Raw genomic sequence first — 19,592 nt, forward strand, 5'->3', positions numbered from 1 at the left:
ACCCCTCGATGACGATGGTCACCACCCGCTCGGAGACCGAGCGGCCCTCGCGGTCGCCCGAGACCTCCGCCGACCGCGAGCCGCGCGAACCCCGCGAGACTCACGACCCCACTGACGCCGCAGTGGGCTCCGGTCACCCCGACGCGCCACGTGCGGGCCTTAGGGGTGTCCGCACGTGGCGCCCCACCCCCCGGCTGCTGTGGACTGTCACGGCCGTCCTGCTGCTCGTCGCCGTCGCCGTCACGGCGACCCTGGGCCGCTCGGCCTGGCAGCAGCAGCGGGAGGCCGACAGCCGCGCCGCCGCCCTGGCCGCCGGGCGCCAGATCGCCGTCAACTTCGTGACGATGAACGCCGCCTCGTTCGACGCCGACACCCAGCGTGTGCTCGACGAGACGACGGGAGCCTTCCGGAAGGAGTACGCCTCCACGCTGGCCCAGCTGGAGCCCGTCGTCACCGCCAACAAGACGGTCTCGACGGTCGAGCGGGCCGAGGCCTCGCTCGTGTCGGGCGACGACGACTCGGCCAAGGTCATCGTCGGGGTCGTGGCCCCCACGTCCAACGCCTCGACACCCAAGGCAGAGAAGAAGACGTACCGGCTCCGGCTCGACCTCGTGAAGGTCGGCGACGCCTGGAAGGTGAGCACCCTTGACTTCGTCAGCTGATCCCCGCCGCCCCCTCGCCGCGCCCGCCGCGGGTCCTCGCAAGCGCGTGGCCGGCGCCCGGCGACGGTCCGCAGGCGCCGACACCGGCGCCCCCGCGACCTCGACCCTCGTCCTCGACGACAGGCCCGCACCGACCGCCGACGACCCTGCCGGCGATCGCGGCTCGGCCGGCCTGTGGGCCTCCGCCATCGGCGTCACGCTCGCGCTCGCCCTGCTCGCGGCCTCGCTCGTGTACGCGCTGCGCCCCGCGGTCTCCGACACCGACCGCACGGCCGCGGTGGGATCGGCCCGGACGACCCTGGAGAGCCTGCTCAGCTACAGCGGCTCCGCCTTCGACAAGCACGTCGGCGAGGTCACCCCGCAGCTGACGTCCCCGTTCAAGGACCAGTTCACCAAGGTCGCGGCCACCGACATCAAGCCGATGGCCGTCAAGAACGACGCGACCGTGCAGGCCAAGGTCTACGACGCCGGCGTCATGGACGCGGACGGCGACGGCGGCGAGGGGACGACCGTGCGGGTCATGGCCTTCGTCAACCAGGCCACGACCACCAAGGCCCAGCAGGCTCCCGCGATCGACCAGAACCGGGTCATCGCGACCATGCGGAAGGTGGGCGATCGCTGGCTCGTCAGCGAGCTGTCCGCCTTCTGACAGGGGGAAGAAGGGGGAAGGTCCCGGGCGCCCGCGAGGTCGTCCGGGACCGAGGCGCCCACCGATGTCCCGCGGCACGACGCACGGGGGACTGGTGCAGCGACCGAGGCTCGGACCACCCCTGGGCCCTGCGGCATACTGCACGCTGTGAAGCTCATCCAGGCCAATGGCGTCCCAGAGTCCCTCGCCCGCGTCGACCAGCCCGGCACCGCGCCCGTCCGGGTCGGCGTGGTGCAGCACGAGTGGGTCGACGACCCCGCTGCCCTCCTCGAGACGCTCCGTGACGGCATCCGCACGGCGGCCGAGGCCGGCGCCTCCATCGTCTTCCTGCCCGAGCTGACCCTGTCGCGCTACCCGGCCGACACGCTGCCAGCGGGCACCCCGTCGGCGCTCGCCGAGGATCTCGAGTCCGGCCCGACGGTGACCTTCGCCCGCGATGCCGCCCGCGACTTCGGGATCCACGTCCACGCCTCGCTCTACGAGCGCGCCGACGAAGGCGACGGGCTCGGCTTCAACACCGCGGTCGTCGTGGCCCCGAGCGGAGAGGTCGTGGCCCGGACCCGCAAGACCCACATCCCCGTCACGGCCGGCTACTACGAGGACAAGTACTTCCGCCCCGGACCGCCCGACGACGCGTATCCCGTTGTGGCACTGGGTGACCCGGCGCTCAGGCTCGGCCTGCCGACCTGCTGGGACGAGTGGTTCCCCGAGGTCGCGCGCCTCTACTCGCTCGGCGGCGCCGAGGTGCTCTGCTACCCCACGGCCATCGGGTCCGAGCCCGACCATCCCGACTTCGACACGCAGCCGCTGTGGCAGCAGGTCATCGTCGGCAACGGCATCGCCAACGGCCTCTTCATGGTCGTGCCCAACCGCTTCGGCACCGAGGGCCTCATCACCTTCTACGGCAGCTCGTTCATCTCCGACCCCTACGGTCGCGTCCTCGTCCAGGCCCCGCGCGACGAGGCGGCCGTCCTCGTCGCCGACCTCGACCTCGCGCAGCGACGCGACTGGCTCGAGCTCTTCCCCTTCCTCGAGACCCGTCGGCCCGACTCGTATGCCGCCCTGACCGCACCCGTGCGGGACGAGCACCGTCGCGAGGTGCAGCAGTGACCGATGCCGTTCCGGCGCCGAGCGGTGCGGGAGGCGCGGCGGGAGCGGGTGAGCCAGGCTGGCTGATGCCGTCCGAGACCGCCCGGCACGACTGCACGTGGATGGCCTGGCCGAGCCAGGGCTACACCCTCGGCGAGACTCCCGAGGAGGTGGCCTCGGCGCGCCGCACGTGGGCGGCCGTCGCCGACGCGGTCGTCGAGTTCGAGCCGGTCCGGATGGTCGTCGTGCCCGCCGACCTCGACGTGGCGCGGGCGCACCTGCACCCCGACGTCGAGCTCGTGCCGGCCGCGCTCGACGACGCGTGGATGCGCGACATCGGCCCGACCTTCGTCCGTTCGGCCGACGGCTCGCGTCTCGGCGCGGTCGACTGGGTCTTCAACGGCTGGGGCGCGCAGGCGTGGGCCACGTGGGAGCACGACGCCCGGGTCGGCGGCTTCGTCGCGGGTCTGTCCGGGGCCGAGGTCATCGGCTCGTCCCTCGTCAACGAGGGCGGTGGCATCCACGTCGACGGGCTGGGCACGGTGCTGCTCACCGAGACCGTCCAGCTCGACCCGGGCCGCAACCCGGGTCTGACCCGCAGCGACGTCGAGGCGGAGCTCGCGCGCACCATCGGGGCGACGACGTGCGTGTGGCTCCCGCGAGGCCTGACCCGCGACTACGACGAGTTCGGCACCCGCGGCCACGTCGACATCGTGGCGACGATCCCGAGGCCGGGGGTCGTGCTGCTCCACGAGCAGCAGGATCCCTCGCACCCCGACCACGCCGTCTCACGCGCCCTGCGCGAGCTCCTCGAGGACGCCCGTGACGCGCGTGGCGAGCGGTTCGAGGTCGTCGGGGTGCCGGCCCCGCGCACCCTCGCCGACGCCGAGGGCCCGGTCGACTGGTCCTACCTCAACCACTTCGTCGTCAACGACGGCGTCATCGCCTGCACCTTCAGGGACGAGCAGGACGAGGCGTCGCTCGCGGTGCTCGCCGAGGCGTACCCGGGTCGGCGGGTCGTCGGTGTCGACGCGCGCCCGCTCTTCGACCGTGGTGGCGGCATCCACTGCATCACCCAGCAGCAGCCCGCCCTCTGACACCGACCGGGTCCGTCCCACCACGCCAGGGCCCCGGACCGCCCCGGACCGCCCCGGACGTCGAGTGGGCACTCTCCCCGGGGAGAGTGCCCACTCGACGTGGAGGGGCCGCGGGTGGCCCGGCGGCTCAGGCCTGCGGGAGTCGCTTGTGGATGTCCTCGCTCATGCGCACGACCGAGAGGTAGAACTCGAGGGTCATGCGGATGACGGCGAGGTAGATGATGACGAAGACCGGGCCGAGGATGAGCGCGGCGAGGCCGGTCCCGACGCTGTTGGCGAAGCCGGCGAACACGAAGATGAGCCAGCTCGCGACGAGCGCCACGGTCGCCAGCAGGTAGACGAACCGCACGAGGATCGGCGTGACGAAGTTCGTGAAGCTGAAGTCGAAGAGCGCGGCGAAGAAGCCGGCGCCCTCCCTGGCGGGGTCCGGGATGCTCGACATGCCGCTCGACCCACCGGTCGGCGCCACGGGCGGCGGCGGGGGAGGGGTGCTGCCGGCGACCGGTGCGTCCGGTGCGCCCGGGGCGGCCGGCACGGGCGACGCGGGCGAGGCGGGCTGGCCGCTCGGGATCGGCGTCGTCGGGTCGCTGCCGGCGGGCTGGTTGAAGGACGGTTGCTCGGGCGGGTTCGGATCGGACATGGCTTCCCTCTCGGAAGGAGACGTCAACGGATCTCTGGCGTGCTCCATGCTAGGGCGGGGCCCTGTCCAGAGGCCCGGATCGGCACCCTCGCGCTGCGCGTCGTCGCAGGTCAGCGGGGTTCTGGCCCGCGCTGCGCGGCGTGTCGCGACGCGCCTGCGGAGGGGTGGGTCTTGACGTCGGGCCCGCGGAGGGCCATATTCGTCGCGTTCGCATCGCGAGCTCCCGGTCCGGGAGGCGTGGCAGGTCACGTCGAGGGCGCCGGTCGTTCCAGACCGGTGGGCGCCTCGACAGACGATCTCCGTCTCTTGACCCGGCTGGACACTCCTGCCCTTTACCGGTAGGCTAGGCCTTTGCGCTGCCCATGCCCACCCTTCGCGACCTCGGTCAGGCCAATCACCATGCCATCCGGCATCCGGTATGACCTCGGGACCCGCGAGCGGAGCCATGCGGCAACGCGGATCTGAAGATTCGAAAAAGGCCCGTGGAAGGACCCTCCTTGGCTGCCTCGCGTACTGCGACGAACATGTCCACCGCACAGACCCCTTCGGGGCGTCTGTCCTTCGCGAAGATTCGCGAACCACTCGAGGTCCCCGACCTCCTGGCGCTTCAGACGGAGAGCTTCGACTGGCTGCTCGGCAACGAGCGCTGGCAGGCTCGCGTCGCCGCGGCCAAGGCCGAGGGACGCACCGACGTCCCGGACCGGTCCGGGCTCGAGGAGATCTTCGAGGAGATCTCCCCGATCGAGGACTTCAGCGGCTCCATGTCGCTGTCGTTCCGCGACCACCGCTTCGAGGAGACCCGCAAGACGATCGAGTCGTGCAAGGAGCGCGACCAGACGTACGACGCACCGCTCTTCGTCACCGCCGAGTTCATGAACGCCCAGACGGGTGAGATCAAGAGCCAGACGGTCTTCATGGGCGACTTCCCGCTCATGACCGAGCGCGGCACCTTCATCATCAACGGCACCGAGCGTGTCGTCGTCTCGCAGCTCGTCCGCAGCCCGGGCGTCTACTTCGAGCGCACGCCCGACAAGACGTCCGACAAGGACATCTACACGGCCAAGATCATCCCGAGCCGCGGTGCCTGGCTCGAGTTCGAGATCGACAAGCGCGACATGGTCGGCGTCCGCGTCGACCGCAAGCGCAAGCAGTCGGTCACGGTGCTCCTCAAGGCCCTCGGCTGGACCGAGGCCCAGATCCTCGAGGAGTTCGGCGAGTTCGAGTCGATGCGCCTCACCCTGGAGAAGGATCACACCCAGGGCCAGGACGACGCGCTGCTCGACATCTACCGCAAGCTGCGCCCGGGCGAGCCGCCGACCAAGGAGGCCGCGCAGACCCTGCTCGACAACCTCTACTTCAACGGCAAGCGCTACGACCTCGCCAAGGTCGGCCGCTACAAGGTGAACAAGAAGCTCGGTCTCGACGCCTCGATCAACGACTCGACCCTGTCGATCGACGACATCGTCAAGACGATCAAGTTCATCGTCACGCTGCACGACGGCCAGGACTCGATGAAGGGCGTCAAGAACGCCGAGGAGATCGACGTCCGCGTCGAGGTCGACGACATCGACCACTTCGGCAACCGTCGCCTGCGCTCCGTCGGCGAGCTCATCCAGAACCAGGTCCGCACGGGCCTGTCGCGGATGGAGCGTGTCGTCCGCGAGCGCATGACGACGCAGGACGTCGAGGCGATCACTCCGCAGACCCTGATCAACATCCGCCCTGTGGTGGCCTCGATCAAGGAGTTCTTCGGCACGTCGCAGCTCTCGCAGTTCATGGACCAGAACAACCCGCTCGCGGGTCTGACGCACAAGCGTCGTCTGTCCGCGCTCGGCCCGGGTGGTATCTCCCGTGACCGCGCCCAGATGGAGGTCCGTGACGTCCACCCGTCGCACTACGGCCGCATGTGCCCGATCGAGACGCCGGAAGGCCCGAACATCGGCCTCATCGGCTCGCTCGCGTCCTACGGTCGCATCAACGCGTTCGGCTTCATCGAGACGCCGTACCGCAAGGTGACCGGCGGTCACGTGACCGACGACGTCGACTACCTGTCCGCCGACGAGGAGGACCGCTACGTCGTCGCCCAGGCCAACGCGCCGCTCGACAAGCAGAACAACTTCACCGAGGACCGCGTGCTCGTGCGCACCAAGGGCGGAGAGGTCGAGCTCGTCCCCGGCGACGAGGTCGACTACATGGACGTCTCGCCGCGCCAGATGGTCTCGGCCGCGACCGCGATGATCCCGTTCCTCGAGCACGATGACGCCAACCGTGCCCTCATGGGCGCCAACATGCAGCGTCAGGCCGTCCCGCTCGTCAAGAGCGAGGCGCCGATCGTCGGCACCGGCATGGAGTTCCGCGCCGCCCTCGACTCGGGCGACGTCGTCCGCGCCGAGAAGGCCGGAGTCGTCCAGGAGGTGTCGGCCGACCTCGTCACCGTCGCCAACGACGACGGCACGTACCAGACCTACCGCATCGCCAAGTTCGCGCGCTCCAACCAGGGCACGAGCTACAACCAGGTCGTCGTCGTGAACGAGGGCGACCGTCTCGAGGCCGGTGGCGTCATCGCCGACGGTCCCGCGACCGAGGGTGGCGAGATGGCGCTCGGGCGCAACCTGCTCGTGGCGTTCATGTCGTGGGAGGGCCACAACTACGAGGACGCGATCATCCTCAGCCAGCGTCTGGTCCAGGACGACGTCCTCTCCTCGATCCACATCGAGGAGCACGAGGTCGACGCCCGCGACACGAAGCTCGGCCCCGAGGAGATCACCCGGGACATCCCGAACGTCTCCGAGGAGGTCCTCGCCGACCTCGACGAGCGCGGCATCATCCGCGTCGGCGCCGAGGTCCGTGACGGTGACCTGCTCGTCGGCAAGGTCACGCCCAAGGGCGAGACCGAGCTGACGCCGGAGGAGCGCCTGCTGCGCGCCATCTTCGGTGAGAAGGCGCGCGAGGTCCGTGACACGAGCCTCAAGGTGCCCCACGGCGAGACCGGCACGGTCATCGGCGTCAAGGAGTTCCGTGCCGACCTGGGCGACGACCTGCCGCCCGGCGTCAACCAGCTCGTCCGCGTCTACGTGGCCAACAAGCGCAAGATCACCGACGGTGACAAGCTCGCCGGCCGCCACGGCAACAAGGGCGTCATCTCCAAGATCCTGCCGGTCGAGGACATGCCGTTCCTCGAGGACGGCACGGCGGTCGACGTCGTGCTCAACCCGCACGGTGTGCCGCGACGCATGAACCTCGGCCAGATCCTCGAGCTGCACCTCGGCTGGGCCGCCTCGCGCGGCTGGAAGATCGAGGGCAACCCGGAGTGGGCCAAGGAGATCGCGCCCGACGCGCACGAGGCCCCCGCGGGCACGCGCGTGGCGACGCCGGTCTTCGACGGTGCGTCGGAGGACGTCGTCACGGGTCTGCTCGACTCGACGCTCAAGACGCGCGACGGGGTCCGCCTCATCGACGCCTCGGGCAAGACGCGCCTCTTCGACGGCCGCTCCGGCGAGCCGTTCCCCGAGCCCGTCGCGGTCGGCTACATGTACATCCTCAAGCTCCACCACCTCGTCGACGACAAGATCCACGCTCGTTCGACGGGTCCGTACTCCATGATCACCCAGCAGCCGCTCGGCGGTAAGGCCCAGTTCGGTGGCCAGCGCTTCGGTGAGATGGAGGTCTGGGCCCTCGAGGCGTACGGCGCCGCCTACACGCTCCAGGAGCTCCTGACGATCAAGTCGGACGACGTTCCCGGCCGCGTGAAGGTCTACGAGGCCATCGTCAAGGGCGAGAACATCCCCGACTCGGGCATCCCGGAGTCGTTCAAGGTCCTCCTCAAGGAGATGCAGTCGCTGTGTCTCAACGTCGAGGTCCTGAGCAGCGACGGCACCACGATCGAGATGAAGGAGTCCGACGAGGAGGTCTTCCGCGCGGCGGAGGAGCTCGGCATCGACCTGAGCCGGCGTGAGCCGTCCAGCGTCGAAGAGGTCTGAGAAGGCCACCTAACGACAAGCGGTGCGTATGCCGCTGGGCCCGCTCAGCGGCATACGCCCCCTCGTCAACGAACACCACTCAGACCAAAGACTTAACGAGAGTTACGAGAGAAGGAACCACGTGCTCGACGTCAACTTCTTCGACGAGCTGCGCATCGGCCTCGCCACCGCGGAATCCATCCGCCAGTGGAGCCACGGCGAGGTCAAGAAGCCCGAGACCATCAACTACCGCACGCTCAAGCCCGAGAAGGAGGGCCTGTTCTGCGAGCGCATCTTCGGCCCCACCCGGGACTGGGAGTGCAACTGCGGCAAGTACAAGCGTGTCCGCTTCAAGGGCATCATCTGTGAGCGCTGTGGCGTCGAGGTCACGCGCGCCAAGGTGCGCCGCGAGCGGATGGGCCACATCGAGCTCGCCGCCCCCGTCACCCACATCTGGTACTTCAAGGGTGTCCCGAGCCGCCTCGGCTACCTGCTCGACCTCGCCCCGAAGGACCTCGAGAAGGTCATCTACTTCGCGGCCTACATGATCACGTCCGTCGACGAGGACCAGCGTCACGCTGACCTGCCGTCGCTCGAGGCGCAGATCCAGGTCGAGAAGAAGGAGATCGAGAACCGCCGCGACGCCGATGTCGAGTCGCGCGCGCAGCTGCTCGAGCGCAACGTCGCCGAGCTCGAGGCCGAGGGTGCCAAGGCCGACGCGAAGCGCAAGGTCCGCGACCAGGCCGAGCGCGAGATGAACAACATCCGCAAGCGTGCCGACCAGCTGGTCGAGCGCCTCGAGCAGGTCTGGGACCGCTTCAAGAACCTCAAGGTCCAGGACCTCGAGGGCGACGAGATCCTCTACCGCGAGATGCGTGACCGCTTCGGTCTGTACTTCGAGGGCGGCATGGGCGCCGCGGCGATCCAGAAGCGCCTCGAGTCCTTCGACCTCGACGCCGAGGCGGACCTCCTCCAGGAGATCATCGCCACCGGCAAGGGCCAGAAGAAGACCCGCGCCATCAAGCGCCTCAAGGTCGTCAACGCCTTCCAGATGACGACGAACCACCCGTCGGGCATGGTCCTCGACGCGATCCCGGTCATCCCGCCGGACCTGCGCCCGATGGTGCAGCTCGACGGTGGCCGCTTCGCGACCTCGGACCTCAACGACCTCTACCGGCGCGTCATCAACCGCAACAACCGCCTGAAGCGCCTGCTCGACCTCGGTGCCCCCGAGATCATCGTCAACAACGAGAAGCGCATGCTCCAGGAGGCCGTCGACAGCCTCTTCGACAACGGCCGTCGTGGTCGCCCGGTCACGGGTCCCGGCAACCGTCCGCTCAAGTCGCTGTCCGACATGCTCAAGGGCAAGCAGGGGCGTTTCCGCCAGAACCTGCTCGGCAAGCGCGTCGACTACTCCGGCCGTTCGGTCATCGTCGTCGGCCCGCAGCTGAAGCTGCACCAGTGCGGTCTGCCCAAGCAGATGGCGCTCGAGCTGTTCAAGCCGTTCGTGATGAAGCGCCTGGTCGACCTCGACCACGCGCAGAACATCAAGTCGGCCAAGCGCATGGTCGAGCGTGCCCGCCCGGTCGTGTGGGACGTCCTCGAAGAGGTCATCACGGAGCACCCGGTGCTGCTCAACCGCGCACCCACGCTGCACCGTCTCGGCATCCAGGCGTTCGAGCCGCAGCTCGTCGAGGGCAAGGCCATCCAGATCCACCCGCTCGTCTGCTCGGCCTTCAACGCCGACTTCGACGGTGACCAGATGGCTGTCCACGTGCCGCTGTCGGCCGAGGCGCAGGCCGAGGCCCGCATCCTCATGCTGTCGAGCAACAACATCCTGAAGCCGGCTGACGGTCGCCCCGTCACCATGCCGACCCAGGACATGATCACCGGCATCTACCACCTGACCGACGCGGTCGACGGTGGCGGCATCGGTGCGGGTCGCGCGTTCTCGTCGCCCTCGGAGGCCCGCATGGCCTTCGACCGTGGCGAGATCCTGCTCGGCTCGGCGATCAAGCTGCGCCTGACGGACGCGGTGCCCCCGGCCGGCTTCGAGCTGCCCGAGGGTGTCGAGGCCGGCGAGGACGGCATCGTCAAGAGCATCACGCTCGAGACGACGCTCGGCCGCGCGATCTTCAACGACACGCTGCCGCTCGACTACCCGTTCGAGAACCGCCCGGTCGACCGCAAGCGCCTCTCGGCGATCGTCAACGACCTCGCGGAGCGCTACTCCAAGGTCCAGGTCGCCGCGTCCCTCGACGCCCTGAAGGAGGCCGGTTTCCACTGGTCGACCCGCTCGGGCTGCACCGTCGCCATCTCCGACGTCACGACGCCGGACAACAAGACGGCGATCCTCGAGGGCTACGAGACGAAGGCCGCCAAGGTCCAGACGCAGTACGAGCGCGGTCTCATCACCGACGACGAGCGTCGTCAGGAGCTCGTCGAGATCTGGACGCAGGCGTCCAACCAGGTCGCCAAGGAGATGGAGACCAACTTCCCGCGCACGAACCCCATCTACCGGATGGTGTCCTCGGGTGCTGGTGGTAACTGGTTCCAGATCCGTCAGATCGCCGGCATGCGTGGCCTCATGGCCAACCCGAAGGGCGAGATCATCCCGCGCCCGATCAAGGCGAACTTCCGTGAGGGCCTCACGGTGCTCGAGTTCTTCATCTCGACGCACGGTGCCCGTAAGGGTCTGGCCGACACGGCGCTTCGTACCGCCGACTCCGGCTACCTCACGCGTCGTCTCGTCGACGTGTCGCAGGACGTCATCATCCGTGAGGACGACTGCGGCACCGAGCGTGGTCTCAAGCTGCCGATCGCCCAGGTCAACGAGACCACGGGCACGCGTGCGCCGAGCGAGGTCGTCGAGGCCTCGGTCTACGCCCGCACGCTGGCCGAGGACGTCGTCGTCGACGGCGAGACGCTCGCCGTGGCCGGCATCGACCTCGGTGACGTCGTCATCGACGCGCTCTACGCGGCCGGTGTCGACGAGGTGCGGATCCGCTCGGTCCTCACCTGCGACAGCAAGGTCGGCACGTGTGCGGCCTGCTACGGCCGCTCGCTCGCGACCGGCAAGCTCGTCGACATCGGCGAGGCCGTCGGCATCATCGCGGCCCAGTCGATCGGCGAGCCCGGCACGCAGCTGACGATGCGTACCTTCCACACCGGTGGTGCGGCTGCGGCCGACGACATCACCCAGGGTCTGCCGCGTGTCGTCGAGCTGTTCGAGGCGCGAACGCCCAAGGGTGTCGCCCCGATCGCCGAGGCCACCGGCCGCGTCGAGATCGAGGACACCGACAAGGCGCGTCGCGTCCTGCTCACGCCCGACGACGGCTCCGAGCAGCACGCCTACCCGGTCAGCAAGCGTTCGCGCCTGCTCGTCGGCGACGGCGACCACGTGACCGTGGGTGACAAGCTGGTCCAGGGCGCGATCGACCCCAAGCAGGTCCTTCGCATCCTCGGCCCGCGTGCCGCCCAGAAGCACCTCGTCGACGAGGTGCAGCGGGTCTACCGTCAGCAGGGTGTGTCGATCCACGACAAGCACATCGAGGTCATCGTGCGACAGATGCTGCGTCGCGTGACGATCATCGAGGCCGGCGACGCCGACCTGCTGCCCGGCGAGCTCGCCGAGCGTGGTCGCTTCGAGGAGGAGAACCGCAAGGTCATGGCCGAGGGTGGCCGTCCGGCTGCCGGTCGTCCCGAGCTCATGGGCATCACCAAGGCCTCGCTCGCGACCGAGTCGTGGCTGTCGGCCGCGTCCTTCCAGGAGACGACACGCGTGCTCACGCAGGCCGCCATGGAGGCCAAGTCCGACCCGCTGCTCGGCCTCAAGGAGAACGTCATCCTCGGAAAGCTCATCCCTGCCGGCACGGGCCTGCCCCGCTACCGGAACGTCAAGGTCGAGCCCACCGAGGAAGCCAAGGCCGCGATGTACTCGCTGCCGAACTACGACGCCTACGACTACGCAGGTTTCGGTTCGGGCACCGGCGAGGCCATCCGTCTCGACGACGAGGCTCTCGGTCTCGACCAGTTCTGACCGGTCCCGTCCACCGCGTGAGCGGCGGACGACGACCACCACGTATGCCGCTGGGCCGGCTCCCCGACAGGGGAGCCGGCCCTCGGCGCGTTCGGGGGAGCGACCGGTTCAGCGCGCGGGCAGCGGACAAATCGGACTAGTCTCGCGGGCAAGGTGAGTGTCTGGCGGGCGCCAGGGCCGGCCGGCGACACCCTCGGGAGGTCGTCATGTTCGGTGCTCCTCGCTCGCTCAAGGTCGTGCGTGGCTCGCGTGGTCCGCGCCACCGCCCGGTGCGCTGGCCCTTCCTCCTGGCGGTGGCGATGCTGGCCGTCGCCGCCATCGTCGCCTCGGCGCCACCCGGGTCCGGCGCCACCGTCTACTCGACGCGCGACGCCGCCCTGCGCCGCGAGGTGGGCCGGCTCATGACCGACCCGAGCGTGACGGCGTCGACGGCGCACGTCGGGGTCGTCGTGGCCGACGCGTCCACGCGCACGCCGGTCTACGTCCGCTACGCCAACACCCCGCTCGCCCCCGCATCGACCCAGAAGACCTTCACCGCGGCTGCGGCGATGTACACGCTCGGCAGCGGCTACCGGTGGCGCACCGACGTCTATGCGCCGTCGGCCCCCGTCGGGGGAGTGGTGTCGGGGCGGCTCTACCTCAAGGGCGCCGGCGACCCGACGCTGCTCGAGCGCGACCTGACGGCGCTGGCGAGCGCGCTGCGGTCCAAGGGCGTCACGCGGGTCACGGGTGACGTCGTCGCCGACGCGTCCGCCTTCGACGAGGTGCGCTACAGCCCGTACTGGTCGACGTCGTACGCGTCGAGCTACTACGCCGCCCAGGTGTCGGCCCTGACGCTGGCACCCGACACGGACTACGACGCGGGCACGGTCATCGTCTCCGCGAGCCCCGGCACGAGCACGACGAGCGCGCCCCGTCTCACGGTGACGCCGGCGTCCGCTGCCTCGCACGTGCGCGTCGTCAACAGGGCACGCACCTCCGCCACGGGCTCCATGACGACGATCGCGGTCACCCGGGCCTCCGGCACCAACACGCTGACGGTCACGGGCCAGGTGCCGCTCGGGCACTCGGCCGCCAGGAAGTGGGTCACGGTCGACGACCCCGCCCTCATGACGGCGCGGGCACTGCGCACCCGTCTCGTCGCCGCGGGCATCCGGGTCGACGGCACCGCGGTGCGCGGCACCACCCCGGCCGGGCAGTCCCTGCTGGCGCGCCACACGTCGATGACCCTGGGGCAGCTGCTCGTGCCCTTCCTCAAGCTGAGCAACAACGGACACGCCGAGGCCATCACCAAGACCCTGGGGTCGAGGTATGGCCGCCCGGGCAACTGGGCCGACGGCACGAAGGCCCTGCGCGACTACGCCGCCCGCGTCGGCATCCCCGTCGCCGGCCTGCGGTTCGTCGACGGCTCCGGGCTCGCGAGGGCCAACCGCCTGACACCCAGCCAGCTCGCGACGCTGCTCGACAAGGTCCAGCGCACGTCGTGGTGGCCGACCTTCCGCGCCGCGTTACCGGTCGCGGGCACTGACCCCGTCCGATGGACCGGGGGCACCCTGGCCGGCCGGATGCGGGGCACGGCCGCCGCCGGCAACCTCCGCGCCAAGAACGGCAGCCTGACCGGCGTCACGTCCCTCGCGGGCTACGTCACAGGGGCCGACGGCCGTCGCTACGTGTTCGTCATGATCAGCAACTACTCCGGCATCTCGCCGCGGCCCGTGGAGGATCGTCTGGGCGTGCTGCTCGCGCGGTGGCGCATGACCAACCGCTGACCCGCGGGACCCGCTGCGTCGGTAGGGTGGTCGCATGACCGAGCCCACGGCCGACGAGCCCAACGCGACCGAGCCCGCCGACCACGCGTCGCCGGCCGCGCCCACCGCCGACGAGCCCCTCGAGGCCACTGAGCCCACCGAGGCGACCGAGCCGACCGAAGCCACCGACGCCGACAGCGGTCCGGCGCCGACGATCATCGTGCTGACCGAGGAGGCGCTCAAGCCGGTCGACGTCGACAAGATCATCGGTCTGCACGAGGAGGACGCGCCGACCTACCGCGTGCTCGTCCCCGCCGACACCGAGCGCAACCTGCTCAGCTCCTTCCTCAACCACCTCAGCCTCTTCGAGATGCGAGAGGCCCTCGAGTCCCTGCGTCCCGTCGACCGGACCGAGGCCCACAGCGACGCCGACACCGCACTGTCGACCACCTTGGCCGAGTTCGAGGGACACGACGTCGTCGCCACCGGGGAGATCACTGCCGACGACCCCATGCCGACGCTCGTCGAGGAGGTGGCCCGTCTCGGTGCGCGCGAGGTCGTCGTCGTCACCGAGCCGCACGCGGTCGAGGACACCTTCCACACCGACTGGGCCTCCCGGGCCCGCGAGACGCTCGGCGTGCCCGTGCTGCACATGTATGCCGGAGACTGGCGCCTGGGCTGAGCCGGCCGACCCCGGCCCGACCCGAGCACTCGTCGGGGTGACGTGCCCGCGCTCCGCAGCGGACGGCATACCCCATCGGCCCCGCACGGGCCGGTCTATCCGATTTGGTCGGCGTGCCGCGCCCCGGTACGCTTGAACACTGTGTCTGAGGCACGTACTCAGGCATGCGCGATGACGGCCTCGGTGCCCTGTCCGCCCGCTCGCTGCGGACGCGACATCACTGCGGTCCAGAGCACACCTTTCGCCGGGCAACCGCTCCGACCGACTGCCTTCCGGCAGTCGTCACGAGGGGAAGTGCAGGGGGAAGTACCGGTTCCGACACACCCGACCTCGGGGGTCGAGGAGCCGAACAGCCAAGGAGTCGTCCGCCAGGACGACTGACAACGAGCAACGTTATGGAGTAACCAGGTTGCCTACCATCAACCAGCTGGTCCGCAAGGGCCGCCAGGACAAGGCCAGCAAGGCCAAGACCCCGGCGCTCAAGGGCTCGCCCCAGCGCCGCGGTGTGTGCACCCGCGTGTACACCACCACCCCCAAGAAGCCGAACTCTGCCCTGCGCAAGGTCGCCCGCGTGCGCCTCAGCTCGGGCATCGAGGTCACGGCCTACATCCCCGGCGTCGGCCACAACCTGCAGGAGCACTCGATCGTGCTCGTGCGCGGTGGTCGTGTGAAGGACCTCCCGGGTGTGCGTTACAAGATCGTCCGCGGCACGCTCGACACCCAGGGTGTCAAGAACCGCAAGCAGGCTCGTAGCCGTTACGGCGCGAAGAAGGAGAAGAGCTGATGCCTCGTAAGGGACCCGCTCCGAAGCGCCCGCTCGTCGTCGACCCGGTCTACCAGAGCCCGCTCGTCACGCAGCTCGTCAACAAGATCCTCCTCGACGGCAAGAAGTCGATCGCCGAGATGATCGTCTACGGCGCCCTCGAGGGCTGCCGCCAGAAGACTGGCACCGACCCCGTCGCCACGCTCAAGCGCGCGCTCGACAACGTCAAGCCGGCCATGGAGGTCAAGAGCCGTCGCGTCGGTGGCGCGACCTACCAGGTGCCGATCGAGGTCAAGCCCAACCGCTCGACCACCCTCGCCCTGCGCTGGCTCGTCGGCTACTCGCGGCAGCGCCGTGAGAAGACGATGACCGAGCGCCTGATGAACGAGATCCTCGACGCGAGCAACGGCCTCGGCGCCGCTGTCAAGCGCCGCGAGGACACCCACAAGATGGCCGAGTCCAACAAGGCCTTCGCGCACTACCGCTGGTGACCCAGCGGTCCGGCCGGTATGCCGGGAGCCCGCTCCACGGCATACCGGCTGGGCACGCGCCCGCCCGTCGCACGACGCGGCCCACGGCGCCCACGATTTTCACCCCACGACGAATGAGACGAGAAACCTGACGTGGCACTCGACGTCCTGACGGACCTCAAGAAGGTCCGCAACATCGGCATCATGGCGCACATCGACGCTGGCAAGACCACGGTGACGGAGCGCATCCTCTTCTACACCGGTGTCAACCACAAGATCGGTGAGACCCACGACGGTGCGTCGACGACCGACTGGATGGAGCAGGAGAAGGAGCGCGGCATCACGATCACGTCTGCCGCCGTGACCTCCTTCTGGGAGGGCACCCAGATCAACATCATCGACACCCCCGGACACGTGGACTTCACCGTCGAGGTCGAGCGCTCGCTGCGCGTCCTCGACGGTGCCGTCGCCGTGTTCGACGGCAAGGAGGGTGTCGAGCCGCAGTCCGAGACGGTGTGGCGTCAGGCCGACAAGTACGACGTGCCGCGCATCTGCTTCGTCAACAAGATGGACAAGCTCGGCGCCGACTTCTACTTCACCGTGGCGACCATCAAGGACCGCCTCGGTGCCGAGCCGCTCGTCATGCAGCTGCCGATCGGTGCCGAGAACGACTTCCTCGGTGTCATCGACCTCGTCTACATGCGTGCCCTCGTGTGGCCCGGCGACGCCAAGGGCGACGTGACCATGGGTGCCAAGTACGAGATCGCCGAGATCCCGGCCGACCTCCAGGCGAAGGCCGAGGAGTACCGCATGGCCCTCGTCGAGCGCGTCGCCGAGTCCGACGACGACCTCATGGAGAAGTACCTCGGCGGCGAGGAGCTGACCCCCGAGGAGCTCAAGGCCGGCATCCGCAAGCTCACCGTGAGCTCCGAGCTCTACCCGGTGTTCTGCGGCTCCGCCTTCAAGAACCGTGGCGTCCAGCCGATGCTCGACGCCGTCGTCGACTACCTCCCGTCGCCGCTCGACGTGCCGCCGATGATCGGCCACAAGCCGGGCGACGAGGCCGTCGAGCTGACCCGCGCGCCGTCCACCGAGGAGCCCTTCTCGGCGCTGGCGTTCAAGGTCGCGACGCACCCGTTCTTCGGCACGCTGACCTTCATCCGCGTCTACTCGGGCCACATCAGCTCGGGCACGAGCGTCATCAACTCGACGAAGGGCCGCAAGGAGCGCATCGGGAAGCTCTTCCAGATGCACGCCAACAAGGAGAACCCCGTCGAGGAGGCCCTCGCCGGCCACATCTACGCGGCCATCGGCCTCAAGGACACGACGACCGGCGACACCCTGTCGGACATCAACGAGCAGATCGTGCTCGAGTCGATGACCTTCCCCGACCCGGTCATCCAGGTCGCCATCGAGCCCAAGACCAAGGGTGACCAGGAGAAGCTCGGCACGGCCATCCAGAAGCTCTCGGCCGAGGACCCGACCTTCCAGGTCCACCACGACGAGGACACCGGCCAGACGATCATCGCCGGCATGGGTGAGCTGCACCTCGACATCCTCGTCGACCGCATGAAGCGCGAGTTCAAGGTCGAGGCCAACGTCGGCAAGCCGCAGGTGGCCTACCGCGAGACGATCCGCCGCGCCGTGCTCAAGTACGACTACACGCACAAGAAGCAGACCGGTGGCTCGGGTCAGTTCGCCAAGGTCCAGGTCAGCTTCGAGCCCCTGGGCGAGACCGAGGACGGCTCGATGTACGAGTTCGTCAACGGTGTCACCGGTGGTCGCGTCCCGCGTGAGTACATCCCGTCCGTCGACGCCGGCATCCAGGACGCCATGCAGTACGGCGTGCTCGCCGGATACCCCCTCGTGGGCATCAAGGCGACCCTGAACGACGGCGCCTACCACGACGTCGACTCCTCGGAGATGGCGTTCAAGATCGCCGGCTCGATGGTCCTCAAGGAGGCCATCAGGAAGGCGGACCCGGTCCTGCTCGAGCCGATGATGGCCGTCGAGGTCCGTACGCCCGAGGACTACATGGGCGACGTCATCGGTGACATCAACTCCCGCCGTGGCCAGATCCAGGGCATGGAGGACATCAGCGGCGCCAAGGTCGTCAAGGGCCTCGTCCCGCTGTCCGAGATGTTCGGCTACGTCGGCGACCTGCGCTCCAAGACGCAGGGTCGCGCGAGCTTCTCCATGGAGTTCGACTCCTACGCAGAGGTCCCCAAGGCCGTTGCCGAGGAGATCATCAAGAAGACCCGCGGGGAGTGACTGCGGGCCATCCCGTAGTCTCTTCCATCGGAAACCACCCCAACAGCGCCACGTCCTGCCCTGGTCGTACGGCGTAACACGAGATAGTCCTGAGGAGGACCACAGTGGCGAAGGCAAAGTTCGAGCGGACCAAGCCGCACGTCAACATCGGCACCATCGGTCACATTGACCACGGCAAGACGACGCTGACGGCTGCGATTTCCAAGGTTCTGCACGACAAGTACCCCGACCTGAACCCCCAGTTCGCGTTCGAGGACATCGACAAGGCTCCCGAGGAGCGCCAGCGCGGTATCACGATCTCGATCGCGCACATCGAGTACCAGACGGAGGGTCGTCACTACGCCCACGTCGACTGCCCGGGCCACGCTGACTACGTGAAGAACATGATCACGGGTGCGGCTCAGATGGACGGCGCGATCCTCGTGGTCGCCGCCACCGACGGCCCCATGCCGCAGACGAAGGAGCACGTCCTCCTGGCCCGCCAGGTCGGCGTCCCCTACATCGTCGTGGCGCTCAACAAGGCCGACATGGTCGACGACGAGGAGATCCTCGAGCTCGTCGAGATGGAGGTCCGTGAGCTCCTGTCGCAGTACGAGTTCCCGGGCGACGACCTCCCGGTCGTGCAGGTCTCGGCGCTCAAGGCGCTCGAGGGCGACGAGAAGTGGGGCCAGTCGGTCCTCGACCTCATGGACGCCGTCGACAACTCCATCCCGGAGCCCGAGCGCGACGTCGACAAGCCGTTCCTCATGCCCGTCGAGGACGTCTTCACGATCACCGGTCGTGGCACCGTCGTCACCGGTCGTATCGAGCGCGGCATCCTCAAGGTCAACGAGGAGATCGAGATCGTCGGCATCCACACCGGTCCGCCGGCCAAGACGACCGTCACGGGCGTCGAGATGTTCCGCAAGCTCCTCGACGAGGGTCGCGCCGGTGAGAACGTCGGTCTGCTCCTTCGTGGCACCAAGCGCGAGGACGTCGAGCGCGGGCAGGTCATCTGCAAGCCGGGCTCGATCACCCCGCACACGGACTTCGAGGCTCAGGTCTACATCCTCTCGAAGGACGAGGGCGGCCGTCACACGCCGTTCTACGACAACTACCGTCCGCAGTTCTACTTCCGTACGACGGACGTGACGGGTGTCGTGCACCTGCCCGAGGGCACCGAGATGGTCATGCCCGGCGACAACACCGACATGACGGTCGAGCTCATCCAGCCGATCGCCATGGAGGACGGCCTCAAGTTCGCCATCCGTGAGGGTGGCCGCACGGTCGGCGCCGGTCGCGTCACGAAGATCATCAAGTGATCTGACGCTGCACCTGCAGCACTGCTTCATCGGTAGGGCCCGTTCCGCTTCGGCGGAGCGGGCCCTACCGCTGTCCCGTGGGCACGCGGTCGCGGAACGCCCGACGGCCCGAGCGGCGTGGAGCGTCGGCGGCCGCTACCAGCGTCACCGTCCTTGCGTATGCCGGTTGGCCGCCTCCGATGCCGCTCGTGCCGTCGCGCGTCCCGCTCCTCAACCGTCGAG

The 19,592-nt window shown here is 68.9% G+C and carries 13 protein-coding genes; 12 read left to right on the top strand and 1 reads right to left on the bottom strand.

Annotated features, from left to right (window positions below; genetic code table 11):
• The first annotated feature begins 8 nt into the window (after positions 1–8).
• The 4 genes from ASD90_RS05775 (at position 9) to ASD90_RS05790 (ending at position 3,497) form a co-directional block, all read left to right on the top strand.
• Positions 9–662, top strand: a complete 654-nt coding sequence (locus ASD90_RS05775; protein WP_056752759.1) for a hypothetical protein — start codon at positions 9–11, stop codon at positions 660–662.
• On the top strand, positions 646–1,311 hold the full coding sequence (locus ASD90_RS05780) for a hypothetical protein (RefSeq protein WP_157623007.1): 666 nt from the start codon (positions 646–648) through the stop codon (positions 1,309–1,311). Before ASD90_RS05775 ends, ASD90_RS05780 begins: the two co-directional genes overlap by 17 nt.
• Positions 1,312–1,458: 147 nt before the next feature.
• Entirely contained in the window at positions 1,459–2,421 is a 963-nt protein-coding gene (locus ASD90_RS05785) for a nitrilase-related carbon-nitrogen hydrolase (protein ID WP_056752763.1), read from the top strand.
• Positions 2,422–2,486: 65 nt separating this feature from the next.
• A complete protein-coding gene (locus ASD90_RS05790; protein ID WP_056752765.1) occupies positions 2,487–3,497 on the top strand; it encodes an agmatine/peptidylarginine deiminase in 1,011 nt (336 codons plus the stop codon).
• A 127-nt stretch (positions 3,498–3,624) separates the two neighbouring features.
• On the opposite strand, the gene ASD90_RS05795 is transcribed toward ASD90_RS05790, so the two are convergent.
• A complete protein-coding gene (locus ASD90_RS05795; RefSeq protein ID WP_056752767.1) occupies positions 3,625–4,137 on the bottom strand; it encodes a DUF4282 domain-containing protein in 513 nt (170 codons plus the stop codon).
• A gap of 497 nt (positions 4,138–4,634) precedes the next feature.
• On the opposite strand from ASD90_RS05795, the gene rpoB reads away from it, so the two are divergent.
• The 8 genes from rpoB to tuf all read left to right on the top strand — a co-directional run bounded on the left by rpoB (position 4,635) and on the right by tuf (position 19,370).
• Complete coding sequence (gene rpoB / locus ASD90_RS05800; protein ID WP_056752770.1) at positions 4,635–8,117, top strand: DNA-directed RNA polymerase subunit beta; 3,483 nt, start codon at positions 4,635–4,637, stop codon at positions 8,115–8,117.
• A 121-nt stretch (positions 8,118–8,238) separates the two neighbouring features.
• A complete protein-coding gene (locus ASD90_RS05805) occupies positions 8,239–12,135 on the top strand; it encodes a DNA-directed RNA polymerase subunit beta' (RefSeq protein WP_056752775.1) in 3,897 nt (1,298 codons plus the stop codon).
• 206 nt (positions 12,136–12,341) lie between these two features.
• Positions 12,342–13,904 (top strand): D-alanyl-D-alanine carboxypeptidase/D-alanyl-D-alanine-endopeptidase, encoded by a 1,563-nt coding sequence (gene dacB, locus ASD90_RS05810; protein WP_056752777.1) that lies wholly within the window; start codon positions 12,342–12,344, stop codon positions 13,902–13,904.
• Positions 13,905–13,938: 34 nt separating this feature from the next.
• Positions 13,939–14,565 carry a hypothetical protein gene (locus ASD90_RS05815; protein ID WP_082588503.1) on the top strand — a complete coding sequence of 209 codons (627 nt, stop codon included), beginning with the start codon at positions 13,939–13,941 and terminating at the stop codon, positions 14,563–14,565.
• A 409-nt stretch (positions 14,566–14,974) separates the two neighbouring features.
• The gene (gene rpsL / locus ASD90_RS05820) at positions 14,975–15,349 is read left to right on the top strand and encodes a 30S ribosomal protein S12 (protein WP_020143255.1); all 375 of its coding nucleotides are present in this window, start codon (positions 14,975–14,977) and stop codon (positions 15,347–15,349) included.
• Complete coding sequence (gene rpsG / locus ASD90_RS05825) at positions 15,349–15,819, top strand: 30S ribosomal protein S7 (RefSeq protein WP_056752779.1); 471 nt, start codon at positions 15,349–15,351, stop codon at positions 15,817–15,819. The genes rpsL and rpsG overlap by 1 nt, the downstream gene beginning before the upstream one ends.
• A gap of 132 nt (positions 15,820–15,951) precedes the next feature.
• Positions 15,952–18,069, top strand: coding sequence for an elongation factor G (gene fusA, locus ASD90_RS05830; protein WP_056752782.1), 2,118 nt, complete (start codon positions 15,952–15,954; stop codon positions 18,067–18,069).
• 104 nt (positions 18,070–18,173) lie between these two features.
• Positions 18,174–19,370 carry an elongation factor Tu gene (tuf, locus tag ASD90_RS05835; RefSeq protein ID WP_020143252.1) on the top strand — a complete coding sequence of 399 codons (1,197 nt, stop codon included), beginning with the start codon at positions 18,174–18,176 and terminating at the stop codon, positions 19,368–19,370.
• Positions 19,371–19,592 lie beyond the last annotated feature (222 nt).

The organism is Terrabacter sp. Root181, from assembly GCF_001428505.1.
GTDB lineage: Bacteria > Actinomycetota > Actinomycetes > Actinomycetales > Dermatophilaceae > Terrabacter.